We start from the raw sequence: 19,346 nt of genomic DNA, 5'->3' as shown, positions 1-19,346 counted from the left end.
GTTCGTGTTCCTCAGACCGGAAGTTTGCCGCTCGCTTCCTTCAGATTCCGCGTCGCCACGGACACCCTTGCGTTAGGCTAACTGCTACTTCTGCCTTCGCAGTTCGGGACTTTCACCCTAGAGATTGCACCCATGCCGAGCACACCAAATGAGCGAACAGACATAAAGGCTGTTCGCTCAACATACGAAACGACCGAGCTCATTCCGACAAAACGGTTCGTTTCATCATATCATATGAAAGGGGGCCCACATGTTTATGGAGAATGACTCCGTGTTCATCAATAATGTACGAGGTCGGAATGGTGATGACTTCATATGTTTTACTAACCGTTCCTTGCTCATCAAACATAATATCGAATGACACTCCTCTTTCGTTAATAAACGTCTCAACGGCTTGACGATTTTTTTCTTTATTCGTCAAGTTGACAGCTACAATGGCGACATGTTGTCCATGCTGTTCATAAAATCGCTGCATCTCTGGCATTTCTGCACGGCACGGCGGACACCACGACGCCCAAAAATTTAAAATCACTTTCTTCCCTCGAAATTGAGACAACTGTACTTTTTCTCCTTTTAACGTCATTAATTCAAAATCCGGAGCCATTTTTCCAACATTAATTCCAACGTTTGTACCCGATTGCTCCGACGTGACTTCGTTTGTCGTGTCCGATATTGGTGCGAATATAAAGATAGACGCGAAAATATGGAACAAAACAAGCAATTGTCCGAGCTTTTGCTTCGTTTTTGTACGAGAAGAGACAACGAAAAAAATAAGAGCTACGATAGCTTGTAGCCAAATGAAGCGATATTCCGAAAATTCACTTCCTTTCACCACCATGAATACGACCCAGTACCCGAAATATATAGGAGTGACCGAACGAATATAAACATCGAACGAAATGTGTTGTTTTTTCAGTTGCCAATATGTATACACGACAATAAATATTGCTGCTAAAACAAGGCCAACAACGCCACCGTTGAAATAAAGGAGCGTTAACGGATTTTGTAACACCACGTTCGGATGCACAATACCGTAACTCACTTTCCATATGACCAAGCCATATATGAAACTGTTAAAAATAACATCCATCACATTTCGTTCCGCTTTTAAAACAAACAAACCGTAGTAAAAAAACACGTACGTCATAAGCAAACTGACGATAAGCAATAAATTTTCTCCTTGAATGACAACCGCTCCAAGCTGCACCGTATTTCCCTCTCTTCATTTCCATTTTTTCAGTGAACGCATCCACCCCTCTATTATATTCACATATGTAACAATAGAAAAACGTGAAGTGCGTCAAAAACTTGCACACTTCACGCTTCTCTTGTCTCTTATGTTTTTCGCGACTGCCTATACGCTCTCCACGACGTTCCAATTCGTGGCAAATGTTTCGCTCGCTCGCTTGAGTATACATACACAAATCCGGCCGTCTTTCCGTTTACATCTGTCACGAATACTCGTTCATAATCGTTGTGCTTTCCTTCTCCGTCATATCCTTCAAGCTGATCCATTGCCCTTAGTCCTTTTTCGCTCACCGTCAGCCATTCCCCTTCCACAGGAGGAGCAGACGGATCAAGCACTAAAGCCGGGTACAAATCATAAACGCTATGAAGCCAACCACATACAGCACCTTTCTCGATATGTGCAACATACGGGGCAACAACATGATGATTCGACTCCCCTTGCAGCAACGTCCCATATACGAACACTTGAAACGATTTCATCTTCGCTCACCTCAGCAGGCTACATATAGTCATCCTGTTGTTTTTTCTTTTTCCCAAAGTGAAGAGATATGTGCTTGCAACTGTTGCTGGTATGACTTAGACAATCGTTTCGCCCCTTCTAGCAAAATGTTCGCATACTCAAGAGACGGCGGAATTTCAACTGTTTTTTTGTGAACAACTTCATACGTACTAGCTACTCGCATCGTTTTCGCTTGTTCATCCCACACTTCAATTTCGCGACGCCGATAAAAATTCGGATGTCCTTCTCGTTTGTCTAACTGCTTAAAGTCCGGCACTTCAAACAAAATTCCTTCCACTTTTTCTCTCGGAGCATATACGATATCAGCGACCCCACCTTGTCTCGTACGCGAATATACCGAAAATGCGAGGCGATAATCAAAAACAATTCCCGTTCCAACGTACTCAAAACTTGTCGTTCTTTCTAAGTCCGAAAACGACATGCAACTGCCGTACGCAAAATATAATGGCATATGCATCCGCACCTTTCATTTTGTTTATATTCAACATATACGCAAAACCGCAAGCAAAAGCCATATGTCACCCATACATCGTCCACATGCCGATATCGGAAAAACCAAGTCGTTTATAAATACGTCCTGCACTCGGATTATCATAAAATAAACATAACGTTTTGCCTGAGCGAATGTAGTCTTGGATGACACGTTTCATTATTTCGCTTGCATACCCTTTTTGTCGATCATTCGGATCCGTACAAACACCGACAACCATCGCAGACAGCGTATTCTCTGCCGTTGTCGAGACAGACGACACCATGCGGCCATCCTCCTCGATATAATACGTGCGACCTGTGTTCGTCTCTAACGATTTGACAAGCATATCTCGCGATGAAGGAAGCACCGAAAACTCAGCAATGCGACTGCGCAACGCTATTATTCGATCCACATCATTGATCGTTGCTTGTTTTATTTCATAGCGGCTTTCTACTTCCGGAAATGTGATTTCGTTACATTCGCAAAAATACGTCACACGCTTTTTCCCAAGTGGCAAGAGAGGTTCAAATGCTGCAACAAGATCCGTTTTTCCAGAAAGTCGAACAGGATGAGCAGTATTTCTCATAATTTTAGCAAATCCCTCTATATCAAACTCCCCCGGAGCATATGGAATATACGAATCATAAAATCGCAACAACACGGCTCGCAACGCACCGTCCTCATCAAAGTCGCCCCACAGCTCTTGAAACTCCTGCTCGTATCCAAACGCTTCAATATCACCGATAATAAAAAGATTAAGTGACGGCTCTTGCTTTAAAAAAGAAAACACAACATGATGATCCTTCCTATTCAGCTTACGAATCATATCCATCTCTCCTCGATCAAATATTAATCCTACTATAGCAAACATACGCACAAAATTTTGTCGAAATATGTAGAAAAACGAAAAAGATGAGGTTTGATTCTCGTCGCATACAAAAAGTTCCCTCTCATTGTGATATAATGTAAAAAAGACAAAGAAGCAGGTGAGAGAGATGGAAAAAGTACAACACGGTCGTCTGTATTCATATAAAGATATTCAACAATGGGAAGGAAATTGGGAGCTGATTGACGGTATCCCTTATTTGCTTGCATCGCCTTCATATGTTCACCAATATGTCGTGGGCGAACTGTATCTCGCCTTAGCTCCTTACTTCAAAGCACAAGGATGTCGCCTCATCTTATCTCCATTTGATGTACAATTCGATGCAGCTAAAAATGAAGAAGAAGCGCAAACCGTTGTACAGCCGGATTTATTCGTTATTTGCAACGTAACTCAACTGAAAAAAAACCGAGTACAAGGTGCACCCGATCTCGTGATCGAAGTGTTATCCGCTAGCACAGGAATTAAAGATCGAAATCAAAAATATTATTTGTATGAAGCAAATGGTGTGAAAGAGTATTGGATGGTCGACCCAAGCAATCGAACGATTGAAGTCATTGGCTTAGAAGACGGACGGTTTCAAAAACGGGCGGTATTCGGCCCGAAAGATGTGTTAACGTCTTTTTTGTATCCAGATTTAGCAATTTCGCTTCATTCCATTTTGCATATGGATGATGTGGAATAAAATAACGCCGGCTAGAGTTCCCTAGCCGGCTTTTCATCTGCTTAAATTCAGTCGATAACACCATTTCCGTCCGTGCACGTTTTCCCTTCTTCCGCTAGCGATTGCAGCGATGGTGACTGCTGTTCTTCTAGTACGCTTTCATTATTTCGTAGCGATGTACCTTTACTTGTATTTTTCAAATCTCCAAGATAACTATATTTATCCCTTTCTACTCTCCGTCATTTGTTTCCAAACGGATCCTTTCGCTTCTTCGCCACCTTCGATTCGTTCAATTGCCATTTTTACTTGCATGCTTACTTCAAATTCCGAGTCGTTTTCGGCTGCTTTTAATGCAGGCAGAACGGATTCATCGCCATTTTCATATAAAAACATCGCCGCACGCCAGCGAACGAGCTTGCTTGCATCTTTTAGCGCTTCGACCATCACAGGAATGGCCTCCACGTCGCCAATATCAGACAAACAGTCGCCGGCTGTACGACGCACAGAAACGGCTGGATCCTTTAGCGCTTCATATAAATATGGAAGTACATTTTTTCCGCCAATCATTCCTAAATACGCAGTCGCTAAGCGACGAATGGCGACTTTTTCATCTTTTAACGCCTTCGCCAACACAGGCAAATCGTTTTCTGTCGGCTCTGCCATTTGTTCCAACGCCGCATATCGTTTCGTCCAATCTTGGTCATCTAGCATTTGTTCTGTCACTTGAAAACTCGTTCGTTTTTGTGTTTTCGCCTGCTCACCTTGTTTAAACATATTCACGAACCGCTCGAGCCGTTCGAGTGGATAAGCGGCAGACAACTCCTCGACTATTTCGGCACCGATTTCTTCAAACGTTCCGTACCGAACGCCCTTTTCGACCCATTTTCTCTCCATGACGATATTCCCCGCGTGTTTTTGCGCTTCTAACACCGCATCGACAAACGGCTGCGGCAAGCCAACTCGTCTCTCTTCGTGACCATCCGTTAACTTCACTTGCATCGGCAAGCCATAAAGCATTTGCACATACACTTTCACTTCGCCGAAATGCTCGTTGCGTACAGGTTCATTATCTTGGATTTCATCCACTTGCTCGCCAAATACTTCGCGCACTTTTGTTAAAATCGTTTTCCAATCATATTTTGCATGCCGTTCGACAGCTAAAAAATCAGCGACATGATAAATGCCCTTCACCCCTTCGATTTGCAGCAATTGATGGATGATGGCAGGGGCGTGTGCAGCTTGCGCAGGTTTATAGTTATAACTTGTGCCAAATGGAAGCTCTTCATCAAGCAACACTTTCATCGTATTAGGACTTGGCGTCGGTTCAATGGATTGAATTTTCATTTGTTTCTCTCCTATCCTCTACAAAAAATATTTTGTAACTTCATTAAAAAGGAAGAAACAAAGAAAAGCAAAAGTTTCGCTCAATGAACCAAAAATAACCACCCCTATAAATCGCAGAGGCGGTTTCACATCGACTTACATAAACACTTTTGTCACTAAAATGTGTCGTATATCGTCATGAAGCGTTTCATACTTACAATCGTTTAGATCTTCTTTCGTTACCCAAGCAAATTCAGAATGCTCATCGTTTAGTGTGAGTAAAGAAATATCATTGTTTTTCGGTTTGACAAGATACGTAAACACAACTCGATATATATCTTCATCACCACTTTTGCTTTTTAAATTGCGAACGAATAGTTCTTCTATCAATTCTACATCCAAATTCAATTCCTCTTTCGCTTCTCGAAACAAACCTTGCACAGGAATCTCATCATATTTTATTTTTCCAGCTGGAACGTTCCATACATTCGGAGCTACCTTACAATGCTCTGCACGTTTCGTTAAAAGAACTTTGTCATCGTGCCATACAATGACCTCAACAGAAATTCGATAATTCGGATACATACATTTTCCTCCACGTTATTGAAAATCAAAGACAATGACTCGTTTTTTCCCTATACTCAAAACAACTCTAACTGTTCTGTTTCACCTAACCGTTCAAGTGACTTCGGATCATGATCTTGGAAATAGGCGTGATAAAAAAGTTCGGTTATACGCCCACCCTTCCTAGCGTTCGAAATGGTGACACTTCCCATGCTTCATACGGTACTAAACAATTGCATTTCATCGCATCCTGTACTCGTGAAGCGATATGCGGTCTCGTTATATATTTTGAAATGTTTTTACTAGTTAGCAGAAAAAAATTTGCTTCCTTTATTTCCTGATTCTGAATGTTCAACTCACCTTCTTCATACTTCGCACGAAATACAACAACTAATATATGATCCGTAACATTGTAATATACTCCTGTTACTCCTAGTGGTACTATTTTTAATCCTGTTTCTTCATGCACTTCCCTTACTAATGCATGATGCAAAGACTCTCCTTCTTCGACTTGTCCACCAGGGAGTTCCCATGTATCGGAACGGTAATGTGTTTTGACAAGCAATACTTCCCCATGGTCATTTACAATATAACCAGAGACAGCCACTAAGTGCTTCGGTACAATCCTCATGTTCTTCTCATCCTTCACTGATTTAAATTTAGACATACATGCAGTTAACTCATTTTTCTTCATTTATTTAGCAAACTTCACTTTTGTGAGAATATATCCATTTCAAATAAAATTAACCAACCGTATAAAACAATGAATACTTATCCCTCACACAAACGGCAACGCTTGTTCATGGACTGAACGTGGATGGATCAACCCTCGATTATGAAAGGTTGAACTTAAATCAGCATAATGAACGGTGATTGGCAAACGTGTTTTCAGCATAGAATGGATGTGCATAAATGATAGCTTATATGCATCAGAAACGATATCCCGAATAGACAAACATTGCGTCTTTTGAACAATCTTTACAGCTTGCGCCATTCCTACAGATTCTCTTGGATCAGTTGCACATAAATAAGCCATCCTTTCCTTCGCATAACATAATCCTTGCACAGTAAACCAACGTCCGTTTGTGTATACAGCCATTCTTCTTCGCGATCTTTTAATAATTTCAACGAAATCAAATGGGATTTGGAATGACTGCATATACCGTGTTAAATGATCTAAATCTTCGCGACATACGCCATCGCGGTGAAATGTAATATGAGCTGGCTTCATTCCATACATTTTCTCATAGCTAAATATACTCTCATCTATAATTTCTTCCATTGTACGATTGGCAATCGTTTCACCAGCTTCAGCAGTCATGACTGACTTTTGTTTTATGATTCGCCCGTCTTTTCCGATCACTTGAATAATCCCAGAAGCATGTTTGCCATGTTCATGACTGACATCTAAACCGATAAAGCAATCTGAATTCATCTCATCTGACAAAATCCACGGCTGAACTCCCGATTTTGCGTAAATTCCTAGTAGCACATTATATTGATAGTACAAATTTTTTACAATTGACGAATCAAATATGACAAACTGTGTCATTATATCTGCTTTCGCACCAAATTCTCGTTTAATTGCCATATATGCTCGATCAATATTTTCTTCCGTTCCAATGACAATAACAGTCCCATCGAACGCATCAGCGATCGACTTTAGTTCGAACGAAAGACGCTCACTTTTGAAAAAATCGACAGGCAATACTCCAAATAACTGACGCGGTTTTTTCGAGACATTTAACTTTACACCTAGCTTTTCAGATAAATCTTGTAATTTCTTTGTAAAATCCAATATTTCATCTTTCTTCCTTTGATCGTAATTTAATTCTGGATCAACAAAATAGCTAACGGTGACACTCTTCGGCTCATAAACACCAGCTTGACCTAAACCATCAGACACTTTCGTTGTTTTATAATCTCGACCAAATTCCATTAACGGTGGGGAGAGATTAAAAATATCATAATTAAGATTTGCCGCCCGAACGTTTTCTTTTCTGAAAGTCAACATGTTCTGATATTGCAACAAACGAAATATCTCTTGATAAAGTTTCGGCATTTTCTTATTCGGAGGCAACTTGATGATACGATTTACTTGCTTCGCGGTTGATGGCATCAATTGTTCATACGAACAAGTGAGACGTAATAAATGAGGCAAGTATGGAAAAATATCACCGGTTTGTGATCTGACATGCACAATAGGTGTCTTATTATGAACACCTTTTAATTTCCATTTTTCATTTTTTGTTATGTAATAATCTATCACACTTTGTTGTAAATACGGGCTTTTTTCTCCAGCTGTATACGGAGCCACCTCAACAAAAGTATAGTAGTACGATTTTTTATTGTATGAATCAACGACTTCCACCCCTTCTTTGATCAGTGGAGATCGATCACGAAGTAAGTCTTCTAATGTTTTTTTATATTCAAAACGATGTTGATATTCAAAGCCGATCAATATATTTCCGTTCTCTTCAACTGTAAAAGATAAGTAAATAGCCGGGTAAACAATAATTTCGTTCATTTCAATCGATTGTTCGGTTTTCAAACAAAACAAATCTTTGTAAATTTTATAGTCGTTTTTGCATCGTTCTATTAACTCTTGTTTCAATAACCTTTCCAATACCGTTCTTTCTGCGGCATTGAAACATTCTATTGCTCGGTACTCATGTTTAATATATTCATGATCACCCCAATGAGTGATCTCTTGAAACGATGCAATATATTGGCCGTGAGCAGCAATGGTCACATTAGGATTCCTCTTTCTTAACTCATAAACAATGTGATGAGCAAACGAGTATTTTTGGTTCGGGTTTAATAAAGATACAGTATAAATATGAAGTGGAATGTTGCTTGCATTTTCGTTTGCGATACACTCGGTTATATAGTATTGATTCATCTAACCAATCACCCCTTATGATGAATAGTCATCCGTGCATTGATTCGTTGACAATCATCGTGCTTATAACTCTCTTAATCGGTTTCGTTCAATTTTAATCGTATTGTCTTTACCATCAAGTAGATCAGCACGCTTGCTTCCGTAAATGCGAAAACGCGGGGATCCTTTTACGACCTTCACTGATAACCGAGGTGTTCCACGAAATTGCTGTTTATTTACATCCACACATGCAACGAATTCGTCCCAACGAACAATGGCGATAATTTGGTTATTGTCACTTACTTGCTTCTGACCACAAATAAAAGCAAAAATTAGCGTTTTATCTGAATGATTTTCATGGACATTTATAATTTCCTGTATTTCGTTGTCACTAAATGTGAAAGACCATGTAAAATCTTCGGAGCCAGATGGGGTAGTATGATATTTTGCATAAATGATGTAATTGTCTTTATTTGTTGTAACCGTGTAAATTTGTCTACTTTCATTTTCTTTTTCAAACAATGCTGGTGCCAATCCTCCATTCACTAATGCAGAAAGAAGTGCACCATAATAATAATCCGCTTTGCAAATTGTCGTCACTTGAATCCCCTCCCCTGAAATTGAGCACATTCCTCGATTCAATTGTACGGAAAGGAGACGGAAAATGTTGTCGAATATTGTAGAAAGCGATAAAAAAATGAAGATTTTCTCCAAATTAAAAAAGGAGCCAAATAGAGCTCCCTTAGAGGGTGTAAACGTTATGTTCAAATAAGCGTGCAACAGCCACAAAAATTTACAAGTTATCACTTCAACCGCTCAATCTCTTCTACAGGCAGCTCCGTCAGTTCGTGAATCGTCTGTACGTCGTAGCCTTTCTCAAGCATCTTTTTCGCGATTTGGCGTTTTTCTTGTTGCAGTCCTTGTTGTAACCCTCGTTCCACGCCTTCTTTCAAGCCTTTTTCTAGCGCTTTTTTCTCATATGAAATGATTAAATCCAACACTTGTTCTTTTTCTTTCGTTTCCATCTCATTCACCTCGTTTCGCAATTGTTGTTCTTCTTCCTCCGATAGTTTCACATATGTTTCAAAAAAACCGATTAACAATCGTTGCTTTGCTTCGTCTAATTCCATGCGCACAATCATTCGTAAAAACTGCTTTTTTAACTCTACTCGTTCACTTTCAGTATACCCCATTTTGCTTAACAGCGCAGCGGCGATTGGGTTGTCGTGGCGAATGTAATCACGCCAGTTTTGTTTGCGCAACTCCACAGTAAGAAATCGGAATTGAAGTACATCGAAAAACGGAAATTGGAGCGTAAACGATGAAGGCTCATGGCGAAGATAGTCGTAGCTAAATACCGCAATCGGCAACATCCGCTTTCGGTATTTCTCAAACAAGCGGCTAAAGTAAATAAACATCCGCTCTGGAAACGATGGCTGCACGTAGCTTTGGTTTTCGATATGGACGATAATAAGGCTATCTTCTCCTTTCAACTTCGTTTCCACAAGCAAATCGACGCGATACTTCTCCCCTGCCGTCACATCTGTAAACAGCTCTTCCGACAAAAACGACACGTGCTGAAAGTCGATATGCTCATGCACTTGCGGGAAAAAGAGAAGAAGAAACTCTTCAAAAAACGTCGTAATCAACTCTTTAAACAACCGATCATGGTCAATGGACATATATGCACCTCACTTTCTGTTTTGTTGCATATTTTCTACAAAAATGGTGATGTTCCTGCGTTGAAAGAGAAAAAATAGAGCAGACTCTCTGTTTTAGTGGAGCATGGCAGGCATCGTATAGACGTGACATACACAACCAAAAATCATATAATCGTAATAGCATGGAAATAAAAGGACGGTGACAAGATGGAACAAATTATTGTTGAAACATTAAAAGATGCGGTCTCTCCTTCTGTCATTTATTTGTTTGGATCAGCAGCAACAGGACATATTCGCTACGATAGCGATATAGATGTTGCTTTTTTGAGCGATGAACGATCGTTGGATCATTATGAACGCTTTATGCTCACGCAACAATTGGCAGAGCGATTACAGCGAGACGTCGATCTCATCGATTTAAAGCAAGCGAGCACCGTTTTTCAAGCACAAATCGTCCATAGCGGTAAGGTCATCTATTGTGCAGACGAACAAAAAAGGGCAGAATATGAATGGCGAGTGCTGAAAATGTATGCAAAACTAAACGAAGAACGAGCGGAAATTTTGCGAAATATTGTTGAAGGTGGGTCAGTTTATGATTAATGATGTCATCTTAAATAAAATAAGTGTCATCGAACGATGTATGAAACGTATTTATGAAGAATACGAAAATAACCCCAAAAATTTGGAGAATTACACAAAACAAGATTCCATTGTCCTCAACCTCCAACTAGCGTGTGAAGCAAGCATTGACTTAGCGATGCACATCGTTGCACAAAAAAAGCTCGGACTTCCACAAACAAGCCGAGACGCTTTCACTCTTTTAGAACAACACGGCATCATCTCTTCATCTTTGTCACAAAAAATGAAAGCGATGGTCGGATTTCGCAATATCGCCGTGCATGACTACCAAGAACTAAACTTGACGATTTTACAAAAAATACTCGACAACCATTTAACAGACTTTACTGAGTTCACGAAAGCGATTGTTGGACAAACATAGGCGGTGCGAATATGCATCGCCTATGTTTGTGATTCTAATCCCAATGTTTCTTCCATTCATCTAAAAAGGCAGGGAGGCGTTGCTGATGCGGAACGATGAAACTTTGAAAATAGAAAGACCACTTGTTCGGCTCTTTGAGAAGGTTCGTGTATACATGCTCGATTTCTTTCATAAATCCAATGGCGCGTCGATAAGCAGAACGCTTTCTTTCCGCAAGCAACGATTCGTTTATAATGCGCAATCATTTCAAGTGGATAGTGCTTGTTCAAATACCGTTCATATGTTGATAGGCTGGAATAATCAAAAGCGCGCAGACGCTTTGTCACATAGTGAAGCAACGCTTCGTTATTTCCTTCAGTGTAGTCAATTTTCGCTTTGATGAAAGCGTGCACAGGGTGACTTTCGAGCCAACCGTACAATTCTTGTTTCACTGTTTCTTTTTGATTTTGCGGTGCGTATGCAATCGCTTGTTGATACAGTTCATGAGAAGGACGATGGAAAAAGTGTTGCTTCAATAATTGAAGCGCTTTTTCCTTCTCCCCCACTTCATCGTACCGCTTGAACAAATAAGCATACAAGCCGTCCAGCGCCCCTTCTCCCTCTTTCAGTCCCTTCTCCGCAATTTCCAATGCTTTATCACGATCGCCTTTTTCCTCTAAAAATAAAGCATATTCGGCATAATCGCTTCCATAGCGAAGCTGATGAGCACGTCTTTGCCCATATGTATGTGTATCGCCAAGTTTGTAGCGATAAATATCTAATATGAGCGATTGATAGTATCTATCCCCCAATGGTTCTAAATAATTGACGATCGTGCGCCAATGTGTTCCAGTAGAAGCGATTTGCTCGATCCATTCCCATATCGCGTCCTCAAACCCTGAGTTCCCCTCTAAATATTGCTCCATTAACGCATGAATCATTTCCTCTCTAGCGCTTTCCGGAAGATGTCCATCTTGAAGGAGCGCAAGAACCGTTTCCATATGTTCGTAGACAATATCTTCTTCTTCCTCAGGTCCACCGCCGTACATATTAAACTGCTTAATAATACCGATTGCTTCCGCAAATTTCTCTCGATATTCGCGGTTATGTTTTTGTGCCATTTCTGTGGCAGTCAAGCACCCACTTCGTTCCAAAAAATCAAGCGCCCGTTCTTGAACACGCTTGTCCGAGCGAATTAAGTTCAGCGCAAGCTCTAACAATTCGTCACGGGAAAGCCGCTGAACGATTTTCTGTATATTCATCATAATCGGGCAGTTCCTCCCTTCGATTAACAATGTGCTGACATGTCCCGCTTTTTTAGATTCTTGACATTTGTCAAGGCGTGGATTTTTATTGACAAATGACATCACCTGATTTTGCTATATATTTTTCGACAAAAGCAATAATATTCCTGCTTTGAGAACGAAAAAAGGGGGGAGAATGGACTTCTAAGCCTTTACCAATTTATTGGTCTATCATGACGGATATCCAATCGTTTGAAGTGCTTATCCCAAGTGACTACATCCTCAGGTGGGTTCGCTTGCTGATGCCGGGGCGTGACAGGCACGCAACCACGAAAAAGACAGAAGTTTTATCAACTCCTGTCTGGCCTGCGCAAATATTGACGATGAAGATTAATTGCTCAAAAACGGATTCCCTCTACCATCCTCACTCAACGATACGCGCTCCAGTTTACCTGACAATACCACCTTGCTAATCCTTCCCTCCTTGCTCGTACCGTCCCATAGTTTCTCGCAACTAATGACGTAGTTACCAAATCAACTTAAATATTTCTTCCCAATAATGCAACAAGCGAACAGCACTATGACTGTCCGCTTTTTTGTAATAGCACTCCTTTTAGCAGCTCTATCGCATGTTCATCGCTCGGATCATTTGTGCCAAGCTCGCCGCGGAAGGCTTTAGAGAGGATGGATTGGCGCAATGAATCCAGCTCCTTTTCCAACAACTCTATTGACTTAATTTCTGATTCTTTAACATACAACTTATCTAATAGCTCAACAATCATGTCTTGCTCTGCTTTCGGTGGTAGTGGGACTAAATAATTTTCCAAAAAAGATTTAGGGACACGTTGCTGACCTACTGCCCCTGTCATTTCTTTTTTAGCTTCCATCCTAAACTTTTTAGAACGGAGTAAGTAGTATATTAGCTTGGTGTTAACATAATGATTTGTCCTAATCACGTGAAACTCCGTTGAGCCGAATCCGAATCCATTTATCAAATTTTGCGCAATAGCTATCTTCCCATTTTCCATACATGGAGTTATTTTCGCAAAAATAATGTCGTTTTCAAGAAAAAGTGTGTAGCCTCTCTTTACTTCTCCATACTTTCTAACCTCATAATTTTCAATTTCCCCTGTTTTATCATTTACTGAGGGCATAGGGATGAATGTACAATTTTCACTATCTTCTATATCTGCAAGCTTCTTCTTCGGTGGATTGATCTCAACAATATCACCTAGTTTAACCCATTTCCAACTTCGAGGGATTGGATAGGGTGGGGTTGTTTCGTGCCCCTCTTCCTTGCTTTGCTTTTTATATATTTTTGGAATTTCATTAAAAATATCGTCTGCAATTTCAATCGTTGAACTTTCAGAGCGCCATTTTTCTGTTAAATCCCCTCGAAACGCTTTATCTAAAACACTTTCCCATCGAAGCTCAACCGACCCCTTCACTTCCTCAATCAATCGCTTCGCTTCGTCAATTTTCGCAAACAGCCGCTCGATTTTATCAACAATACGTTTTTGTTCGTTGAGAGGCGAAATAGCAATTGGGTACATTTCCACTTCTTTCGGTTTTGCTCTGGTAAGCGAACCACCTACTCCTGAAACATTAGAGGTGATTAATTTTCTAAAATACGGTGATTTTAGCAAAAATAATAAGTATTTTGGACACATCACTTCACTCTTACTAACTACAATCCATTCTGTAGAAGCTAGTTGTCTGTATTTCCTTTTGTTATCCGAAACAATCCATACTCGGTTGATTCTAGGGTTAATTTTACATAAAAGAATTTCATTTTCTTGTACAAGTTGCTTGTTTGATCCAATCTCTTTTCCTTTGATATATTCTGGCTCGTCTAGATCATAGCTTGGTACACTATACAGCTCAAAAATTTCCTCATCGTAATCTCTAGGATCTATATTCCTTTTTTCATTTTTATTTATAGATTTTAACCTCACCCACACCCAATTTTCCGGCACTTCATACGGCTGTTCGTCTTCTGGGACTAGTGCTTCTTTTAGTAGCTCGTCGATTGATTTTTGTTTTGTTTTGCTCATTTTTTCAGCACCTCAGATGTTTCTGCTACTTTTAATGTGTCGTTCGATGGTTGGTAGCTGTTCGGTTGTTCAACCGCTTTTAGTTCGGCGATGACTTCGTTTAATAAGGAAATGGCTAGTTCTAGTTTTTCGACGGCTTCTTCTGCTGAGTCGATTGGGTCTGGCAAGTTTTCGTAAATCGATAGCGATTCGTCGGCGATTAAGCCGATGTCTAAGCTGTCGCCTTTTTTCGCAATTTCTTCGCGCGTGAATACGTTCCAGCGCTCATCTTGTACTTGATGGCGATCTTCCGCTGTATAAGCGTTGATAAAATCGGCGAAATGTTCCTTCGTCAGCGGATTGCGTTTCCCAAACGACGGCATGTTTGTCCGCAAATCATACACCCATACTTCTTTTGTGTTTCCGACATCGCTTGTACCGCGCGTGAAAAACAAGACGTTCGTTTTTACCCCTTGGGCGTAAAAAATGCCCGTTGGCAAACGTAAAATCGTATGAAGCTCGCATTTGTCCATTAAATCCCGGCGAATATCTGCCCCGACTCCACCTTCAAACAAGACGTTATCTGGCACGACGACGGCTGCTCGCGCTTTTCCGTTCGGTTTGAGCGCACGATAAATGTGCTGCAAGAAATTCAATTGTTTGTTCGATGTCATAAACGTAAAGTCTGTTCTCGTCGCACGTTCGCCTCCCTTTTTCGTTCCGAACGGCGGGTTTGTTAAAATGACATCATAGTTTTTGAAGCTTTCGCCTAACGATGAAAGCGTATCGCCTAATACAATTTCCCCATGAATGTCATGAAGCAATGCATTCATGATTGCAAGGCGATGCGTATCTCGGACAAGCTCTATCCCAGAGAACGCTTTATATTTTTGAAACTCTATTTCTTCTTGCGACAAATCAAAATAATCATCCGTTTGTTTACGAACGTGGCGATCGGCGGCAATCATAAAACCAAACGTTCCTGCCGCTGGGTCGTGACAACGTTCCCCTGGCTGTGGATTCACTAATTCCACAATGACCTCAATGAGCGGGCGAGGCGTAAAATATTGCCCCGCTCCTGATTTCACTTCATTTGCGTTTTTCTCTAAAAGCCCTTCGTACAAATCGCCTAGTCCCTCTTGTTTCGCGTTGTACCAATCGAGACTATTAATCGATTGAATGATTTTTTCTAAGTTTTTCGGCTCACGAATGTTAGAAGCAGCGTCTGTGTAAATTTGCTTTAACAATTCATTTTCTTCTTTTCCTAATGCAAGTAAAAGCTGTTGATAATGATCTTTTAACTCAATGCCGCTTTTTGTCACGAGCGAATCCCAGCGATACGCCTCTGGGATGATATACTCTTGTCCCGTTTCTTTCATCATTTTTAAAAATAACAAATACGTTAACTCTGTCACGTATTGATGGTACGTAATTCCATCGTCACGAAGAACGTTACATAAATTCCAAAGCTTTTGGACAATTTCTCGGTTGTTCATCTAAGCTTGCTCCTTCTTTGTGTGATAGTTATATAAGTTGACGTTAATTTCGCGGACAATTTGCGCGAGTTGTCCGTCGAAAATTTTGTCGATTTGCTTAAATCCACCATGGCTCTTAAATGGCTCGTATTCAAACGCTTTTTCTGGATCAGGATGAAGGACATATTCTTGCAATAGTTGTTTTTCGATGCGTTCGAGCCATTTCTTTTGCACCGGCGGCCATACTTTCATTTGATAAATTTTCTTCATCGCGTTTTTAATTCGTTCTTCATGGCTAATGAGCGGGTCACCTAATGCTTGTTGGCGAATGAAGGCGATAATATCTGCGGCGATGTCTTCGTTTTTCGCTTCTCGCCATGCCGCTTGCAGCTTTTTCTCAGAAAAACCTTTTTGGTCTAATTCAAGCAAAAGCTTTTTTAATTCTTCCCTTGTCAATTCGGTAGGGCGTTGGCAAACGACCATAAGTGCAGGAATTTTGTTCATATTGTTGCGAATAAATTCGCCAAATGACTGCAAATAATCGTCCGGTTTTTCCGCATTGCCGTATCCGCGTTTTACCGCAATCAGTTCATCTTCATGATTCGAAATAAATTGCTTATTTTCTCGGTAGCGATTTTCGTCCATATAGCGGAACATTGATTTGTACTCTTTCAATTCTACAGGTAATTGCTCCGGCTGCAAGTCTTTTATCCAATCAATAAATTCATCGACCGTTTTTCCGCCAGATAGCACGTAAAAGTCTTGGTGATGGCGCTCCGACCATTGTTGCTTTTTCCGCTGTATTTTCGCGATAATTTGTTCTTTCTGGTATTGGAGATGTTCTTGTTTCTCCATTTTCTCTAATTCTTCGACGAGTTGTGTTAACGAGATATTTGGTCGTGTTACTACTGGTTTCATACTTGTATACGGTTTTAACGACTCATAAATCCCGACTGCATCAAAAATGTTGAAATGGTCTTTTTTAATCTCGTCGCATTTCCTTGTCGCGCGTCCTAGCATCTGCTCGTACAAAATACGGGAACGTACTCGACGCAAAAATACAAGGTTGGTAATGGCTGGTACGTCGATACCTGTGGTTAATAAATCGACCGTCACGACAATTGTTGGGTATTTTTCATTTTTAAAGCGGCGAATGGCGCCAGAAGGGTCTTTAATCGAACCCGTAATTTTCATAATCGCTTGATCTTCGACGGCCCCATATACTTTTTCAAATTCTTCTTTTAAAATGCGCACAACTAAATCAGCATGATCGTCCGTTGCCGCAAAAATCAGTGTTTTACCTTCATCGTCTGGAGAAATGTATTTCGTCAATTCACGAATAATGACACGGTTAAAGCTCTCGGTAATGACTTTTGTATTAAACTGTGCCACGTCGATATTCACTTCGTCTTCTAAATACTCTTGCGAAATCGTTCCCGACACCGTGTCGTACACATCAACCATTTCCCCTTTTGTCCACGTAATCCCTTCTTTTTTTAACACCGTTTCAAATTGATAAGGAGGTTCGTGATCGACTAAATACCCGTCGATCACCGCTTCACGATACGAATACGTGAACACAGGTGGACCGAAAATTTCAGTCGTATGCAAAGCTGGCGTCGCTGTTAACCCGATGCGAACAGCGTCAAAATAGTCGAGCACTTTGCGATATTTGCTTACATAATCTTGATGGTCGCGAAATTGTAGCTCCACTTCATCCATTTCTTTATCTAACGTATATCCACGATGAGCTTCATCGACAATAATGCAATCGTATTGATCTATTGGCGGAACATCTTCTGCTCGATCGTTATAAAAAATGCGCTTTAACATGCCTTGCACCGTTGCAATGTGTACTCTCGTTTCGTTGTCTGGCTTTTGGTCGTACAACGACTGCAAATGATAAATTTCCGTAAACGTCAAGAAATTTTCGAGCTTGCTTTCTTTAAATGCTCCTTCCGCCTGTTCCCCTAGCGCTTTTCTATCCACGAGAAATAAAATGCGGCGGAAGCGGTTTGCTTTAATTAATCGGTAAACTAAACCAATCGCCATTCTCGTTTTCCCTGTTCCCGTTGCCATCGCGATTAACATGTTTCGTTTTTTCTCTTCGAGTGCTTTTTCGACCGCTTGAATTGCTTTTACTTGATAAGGGCGCAGTTTTAAATAATCGAATTTTTCATCGCGCAAAAGCTGTTCCGAACGTTCTATATCTTGATCAAGCAGCTCTTTTAATCCTTGCGGCGTATACCATCCTTGCAGTGGGCGCGGATGGTTCGTTGATTTTCGCGCATCTAAAAACCAGATGCCTGATTTTTGTTCCAACTGTTTTAAATAAGGTCGCCCGTTTGTCGCAAAGAGAAATGGAACAAAATAATCGCCCCACGGTTCATGAATGATTTCATTGCCATGGCGAATGACCGATTTCGCATATTCTTTCGCTTGTTCAATATCGGATGGAATATCTTTGCTCGCCCGCTTTGCTTCAATAATTCCGACCAATTCAAGCCCAAAAAATAAAGCATAATCGGCGTAACCATTTCGTAACGGCCATTCAGCAATCGCCATATTTCGTCCTTTTTGTGGACGAACACCTTTAGAAAATCGTAATTTCTCAGAATCAGCTTCCCATCCAGCTTGTTGCAGTTGCTGGTCAATAAGGAGGCGCGTTTCCGCTTCGGTCAATTCCATATCGATAACCGCTCGTTGTGAAATCTCGCGACGTTTTTGTTTTTCTTCGCTTGAGACATATAGCTGTTCTGTGCGCATTTTCTCAAGTTCTGTTTCTAGTTGGGAAAGCTTTTGCTCATATAGCTGAATGACGCGTTGAAGTTCTTCTTCATGCATTTTAGCACGTGGCACTGGCTCGACGTATGCTGGTGGTTCAAATGACCAATCGCCGTACACTTCCATAAACCAAACAGCAATACGAAACGCCATATGTAATAAAGCTTTTGCTTCCTCTACTTCTCCATAACTCGGGTTATGTACCGCTAGATTCCCCTTTAAACGAATGACCGTGAATAAATCATATATTTCTTTTGGGATGATTTGGTCATAAAATAACACTTTCAGTCGTTCTTGCTGGTCCGTTCCTTTTTCTTCGCGAATGTTTTCTAATGCTAAAATACACTTGGTGATCGTTTCAGCAAATTTTCGAAGTTCGCTAATCGTTACGTTCGGGTTTTCATATACGTTCCGTTCTGCCGTTTCCCCAACTCTTGCAAGTACTTCCCACTTTTCTTCTAAAAAGCGAAAGTTATGCGACATATATCTCCCACCATTCTTTATAGTGCATTTTTCTACTAATACGCCATCTATTTTACCATATATTTCACATTTTGTAACCCGATATATTGACTTCAGTCATCATCAGAATGGTGGCTACCTTCATCATCGACT

Annotated in this window: 18 protein-coding genes; 3 read left to right on the top strand and 15 right to left on the bottom strand. The window is 40.7% G+C overall.

The window, feature by feature from the left end:
- Positions 1-199: 199 nt before the first annotated feature.
- The 4 genes from HNQ84_RS09975 to HNQ84_RS09960 form a co-directional block, all read right to left on the bottom strand.
- A complete protein-coding gene (locus tag HNQ84_RS09975; protein WP_435622013.1) occupies positions 200-1,207 on the bottom strand; it encodes a TlpA family protein disulfide reductase in 1,008 nt (335 codons plus the stop codon).
- A 128-nt stretch (positions 1,208-1,335) separates the two neighbouring features.
- Positions 1,336-1,728, bottom strand: coding sequence for a gamma-glutamylcyclotransferase family protein (locus tag HNQ84_RS09970; protein WP_435622012.1), 393 nt, complete (start codon positions 1,726-1,728; stop codon positions 1,336-1,338).
- Positions 1,729-1,757: 29 nt separating this feature from the next.
- Entirely contained in the window at positions 1,758-2,219 is a 462-nt protein-coding gene (locus HNQ84_RS09965; RefSeq protein WP_435622011.1) for a gamma-glutamylcyclotransferase family protein, read from the bottom strand.
- A gap of 67 nt (positions 2,220-2,286) precedes the next feature.
- Positions 2,287-3,066 (bottom strand): GNAT family N-acetyltransferase, encoded by a 780-nt coding sequence (locus HNQ84_RS09960; RefSeq protein WP_032099633.1) that lies wholly within the window; start codon positions 3,064-3,066, stop codon positions 2,287-2,289.
- Between the two features lie 169 nt (positions 3,067-3,235).
- On the opposite strand from HNQ84_RS09960, the gene HNQ84_RS09955 reads away from it, so the two are divergent.
- Positions 3,236-3,808 carry a Uma2 family endonuclease gene (locus tag HNQ84_RS09955; protein ID WP_183246907.1) on the top strand — a complete coding sequence of 191 codons (573 nt, stop codon included), beginning with the start codon at positions 3,236-3,238 and terminating at the stop codon, positions 3,806-3,808.
- Between the two features lie 47 nt (positions 3,809-3,855).
- Here HNQ84_RS09955 and HNQ84_RS09950 read toward each other — a convergent pair whose 3' ends face one another.
- The 7 genes from HNQ84_RS09950 to HNQ84_RS09920 all read right to left on the bottom strand — a co-directional run bounded on the left by HNQ84_RS09950 (position 3,856) and on the right by HNQ84_RS09920 (position 10,237).
- Positions 3,856-3,987, bottom strand: a complete 132-nt coding sequence (locus HNQ84_RS09950; RefSeq protein ID WP_435622010.1) for a hypothetical protein — start codon at positions 3,985-3,987, stop codon at positions 3,856-3,858.
- A 19-nt stretch (positions 3,988-4,006) separates the two neighbouring features.
- The gene (locus tag HNQ84_RS09945; RefSeq protein ID WP_435622009.1) at positions 4,007-5,131 is read right to left on the bottom strand and encodes a conserved virulence factor C family protein; all 1,125 of its coding nucleotides are present in this window, start codon (positions 5,129-5,131) and stop codon (positions 4,007-4,009) included.
- Positions 5,132-5,266: 135 nt separating this feature from the next.
- The gene (locus HNQ84_RS09940; protein ID WP_435622008.1) at positions 5,267-5,695 is read right to left on the bottom strand and encodes an NUDIX domain-containing protein; all 429 of its coding nucleotides are present in this window, start codon (positions 5,693-5,695) and stop codon (positions 5,267-5,269) included.
- A 145-nt stretch (positions 5,696-5,840) separates the two neighbouring features.
- Entirely contained in the window at positions 5,841-6,305 is a 465-nt protein-coding gene (locus HNQ84_RS09935) for an NUDIX hydrolase (RefSeq protein ID WP_435622007.1), read from the bottom strand.
- A 147-nt stretch (positions 6,306-6,452) separates the two neighbouring features.
- On the bottom strand, positions 6,453-8,576 hold the full coding sequence (locus HNQ84_RS09930; RefSeq protein WP_435622006.1) for a Piwi domain-containing protein: 2,124 nt from the start codon (positions 8,574-8,576) through the stop codon (positions 6,453-6,455).
- A gap of 63 nt (positions 8,577-8,639) precedes the next feature.
- Positions 8,640-9,155 (bottom strand): hypothetical protein, encoded by a 516-nt coding sequence (locus HNQ84_RS09925; RefSeq protein ID WP_435622005.1) that lies wholly within the window; start codon positions 9,153-9,155, stop codon positions 8,640-8,642.
- Between the two features lie 203 nt (positions 9,156-9,358).
- On the bottom strand, positions 9,359-10,237 hold the full coding sequence (locus HNQ84_RS09920) for an Rpn family recombination-promoting nuclease/putative transposase (RefSeq protein ID WP_435622004.1): 879 nt from the start codon (positions 10,235-10,237) through the stop codon (positions 9,359-9,361).
- A gap of 186 nt (positions 10,238-10,423) precedes the next feature.
- On the opposite strand from HNQ84_RS09920, the gene mntA reads away from it, so the two are divergent.
- Together mntA and hepT are read left to right on the top strand one after the other, a co-directional pair.
- Positions 10,424-10,816, top strand: a complete 393-nt coding sequence (mntA, locus tag HNQ84_RS09915; RefSeq protein WP_435622003.1) for a type VII toxin-antitoxin system MntA family adenylyltransferase antitoxin — start codon at positions 10,424-10,426, stop codon at positions 10,814-10,816.
- Entirely contained in the window at positions 10,809-11,216 is a 408-nt protein-coding gene (gene hepT, locus HNQ84_RS09910) for a type VII toxin-antitoxin system HepT family RNase toxin (RefSeq protein ID WP_435622002.1), read from the top strand. Before mntA ends, hepT begins: the two co-directional genes overlap by 8 nt.
- A gap of 56 nt (positions 11,217-11,272) precedes the next feature.
- Here the strand turns inward: hepT and HNQ84_RS09905 are convergent, their stop codons facing one another.
- The 4 genes from HNQ84_RS09905 to hsdR all read right to left on the bottom strand — a co-directional run bounded on the left by HNQ84_RS09905 (position 11,273) and on the right by hsdR (position 19,214).
- Positions 11,273-12,460 carry a hypothetical protein gene (locus HNQ84_RS09905; RefSeq protein WP_435622001.1) on the bottom strand — a complete coding sequence of 396 codons (1,188 nt, stop codon included), beginning with the start codon at positions 12,458-12,460 and terminating at the stop codon, positions 11,273-11,275.
- Between the two features lie 557 nt (positions 12,461-13,017).
- Positions 13,018-14,493 carry a restriction endonuclease subunit S gene (locus HNQ84_RS09900; RefSeq protein WP_435622000.1) on the bottom strand — a complete coding sequence of 492 codons (1,476 nt, stop codon included), beginning with the start codon at positions 14,491-14,493 and terminating at the stop codon, positions 13,018-13,020.
- Positions 14,490-15,968: a class I SAM-dependent DNA methyltransferase gene (locus HNQ84_RS09895; RefSeq protein ID WP_435621999.1), complete on the bottom strand. Its 1,479-nt coding sequence runs from the start codon at positions 15,966-15,968 to the stop codon at positions 14,490-14,492. Before HNQ84_RS09895 ends, HNQ84_RS09900 begins: the two co-directional genes overlap by 4 nt.
- A complete protein-coding gene (gene hsdR, locus HNQ84_RS09890) occupies positions 15,969-19,214 on the bottom strand; it encodes a type I restriction-modification system endonuclease (RefSeq protein WP_435621998.1) in 3,246 nt (1,081 codons plus the stop codon).
- Between the last annotated feature and the right edge of the window lie 132 nt (positions 19,215-19,346).

This window comes from Anoxybacillus eryuanensis, from assembly GCF_051200995.1.
In the GTDB taxonomy this organism is placed as follows: domain Bacteria; phylum Bacillota; class Bacilli; order Bacillales; family Anoxybacillaceae; genus Anoxybacillus; species Anoxybacillus tengchongensis.
Note: the sequence above shows the minus strand (reverse complement) of the source record. Positions and strands in the feature narration are given on the sequence as shown.

Coding starts and splice junctions, on each gene's coding strand:
- HNQ84_RS09970 (WP_435622012.1), bottom strand. CDS start 1,728: ATGAAATCGTTTCAAGTGTTCGTATATGGGACGTTGCTGCAAGGGGAG.
- HNQ84_RS09965 (WP_435622011.1), bottom strand. CDS start 2,219: ATGCCATTATATTTTGCGTACGGCAGTTGCATGTCGTTTTCGGACTTA.
- HNQ84_RS09960 (WP_032099633.1), bottom strand. CDS start 3,066: ATGATTCGTAAGCTGAATAGGAAGGATCATCATGTTGTGTTTTCTTTT.
- HNQ84_RS09955 (WP_183246907.1), top strand. CDS start 3,236: ATGGAAAAAGTACAACACGGTCGTCTGTATTCATATAAAGATATTCAA.
- HNQ84_RS09945 (WP_435622009.1), bottom strand. CDS start 5,131: ATGAAAATTCAATCCATTGAACCGACGCCAAGTCCTAATACGATGAAA.
- HNQ84_RS09940 (WP_435622008.1), bottom strand. CDS start 5,695: ATGTATCCGAATTATCGAATTTCTGTTGAGGTCATTGTATGGCACGAT.
- HNQ84_RS09935 (WP_435622007.1), bottom strand. CDS start 6,305: ATGAGGATTGTACCGAAGCACTTAGTGGCTGTCTCTGGTTATATTGTA.
- HNQ84_RS09930 (WP_435622006.1), bottom strand. CDS start 8,576: ATGAATCAATACTATATAACCGAGTGTATCGCAAACGAAAATGCAAGC.
- HNQ84_RS09920 (WP_435622004.1), bottom strand. CDS start 10,237: ATGTCCATTGACCATGATCGGTTGTTTAAAGAGTTGATTACGACGTTT.
- mntA (WP_435622003.1), top strand. CDS start 10,424: ATGGAACAAATTATTGTTGAAACATTAAAAGATGCGGTCTCTCCTTCT.
- hepT (WP_435622002.1), top strand. CDS start 10,809: ATGATTAATGATGTCATCTTAAATAAAATAAGTGTCATCGAACGATGT.
- HNQ84_RS09905 (WP_435622001.1), bottom strand. CDS start 12,460: ATGATGAATATACAGAAAATCGTTCAGCGGCTTTCCCGTGACGAATTG.
- HNQ84_RS09900 (WP_435622000.1), bottom strand. CDS start 14,493: ATGAGCAAAACAAAACAAAAATCAATCGACGAGCTACTAAAAGAAGCA.
- HNQ84_RS09895 (WP_435621999.1), bottom strand. CDS start 15,968: ATGAACAACCGAGAAATTGTCCAAAAGCTTTGGAATTTATGTAACGTT.
- hsdR (WP_435621998.1), bottom strand. CDS start 19,214: ATGTCGCATAACTTTCGCTTTTTAGAAGAAAAGTGGGAAGTACTTGCA.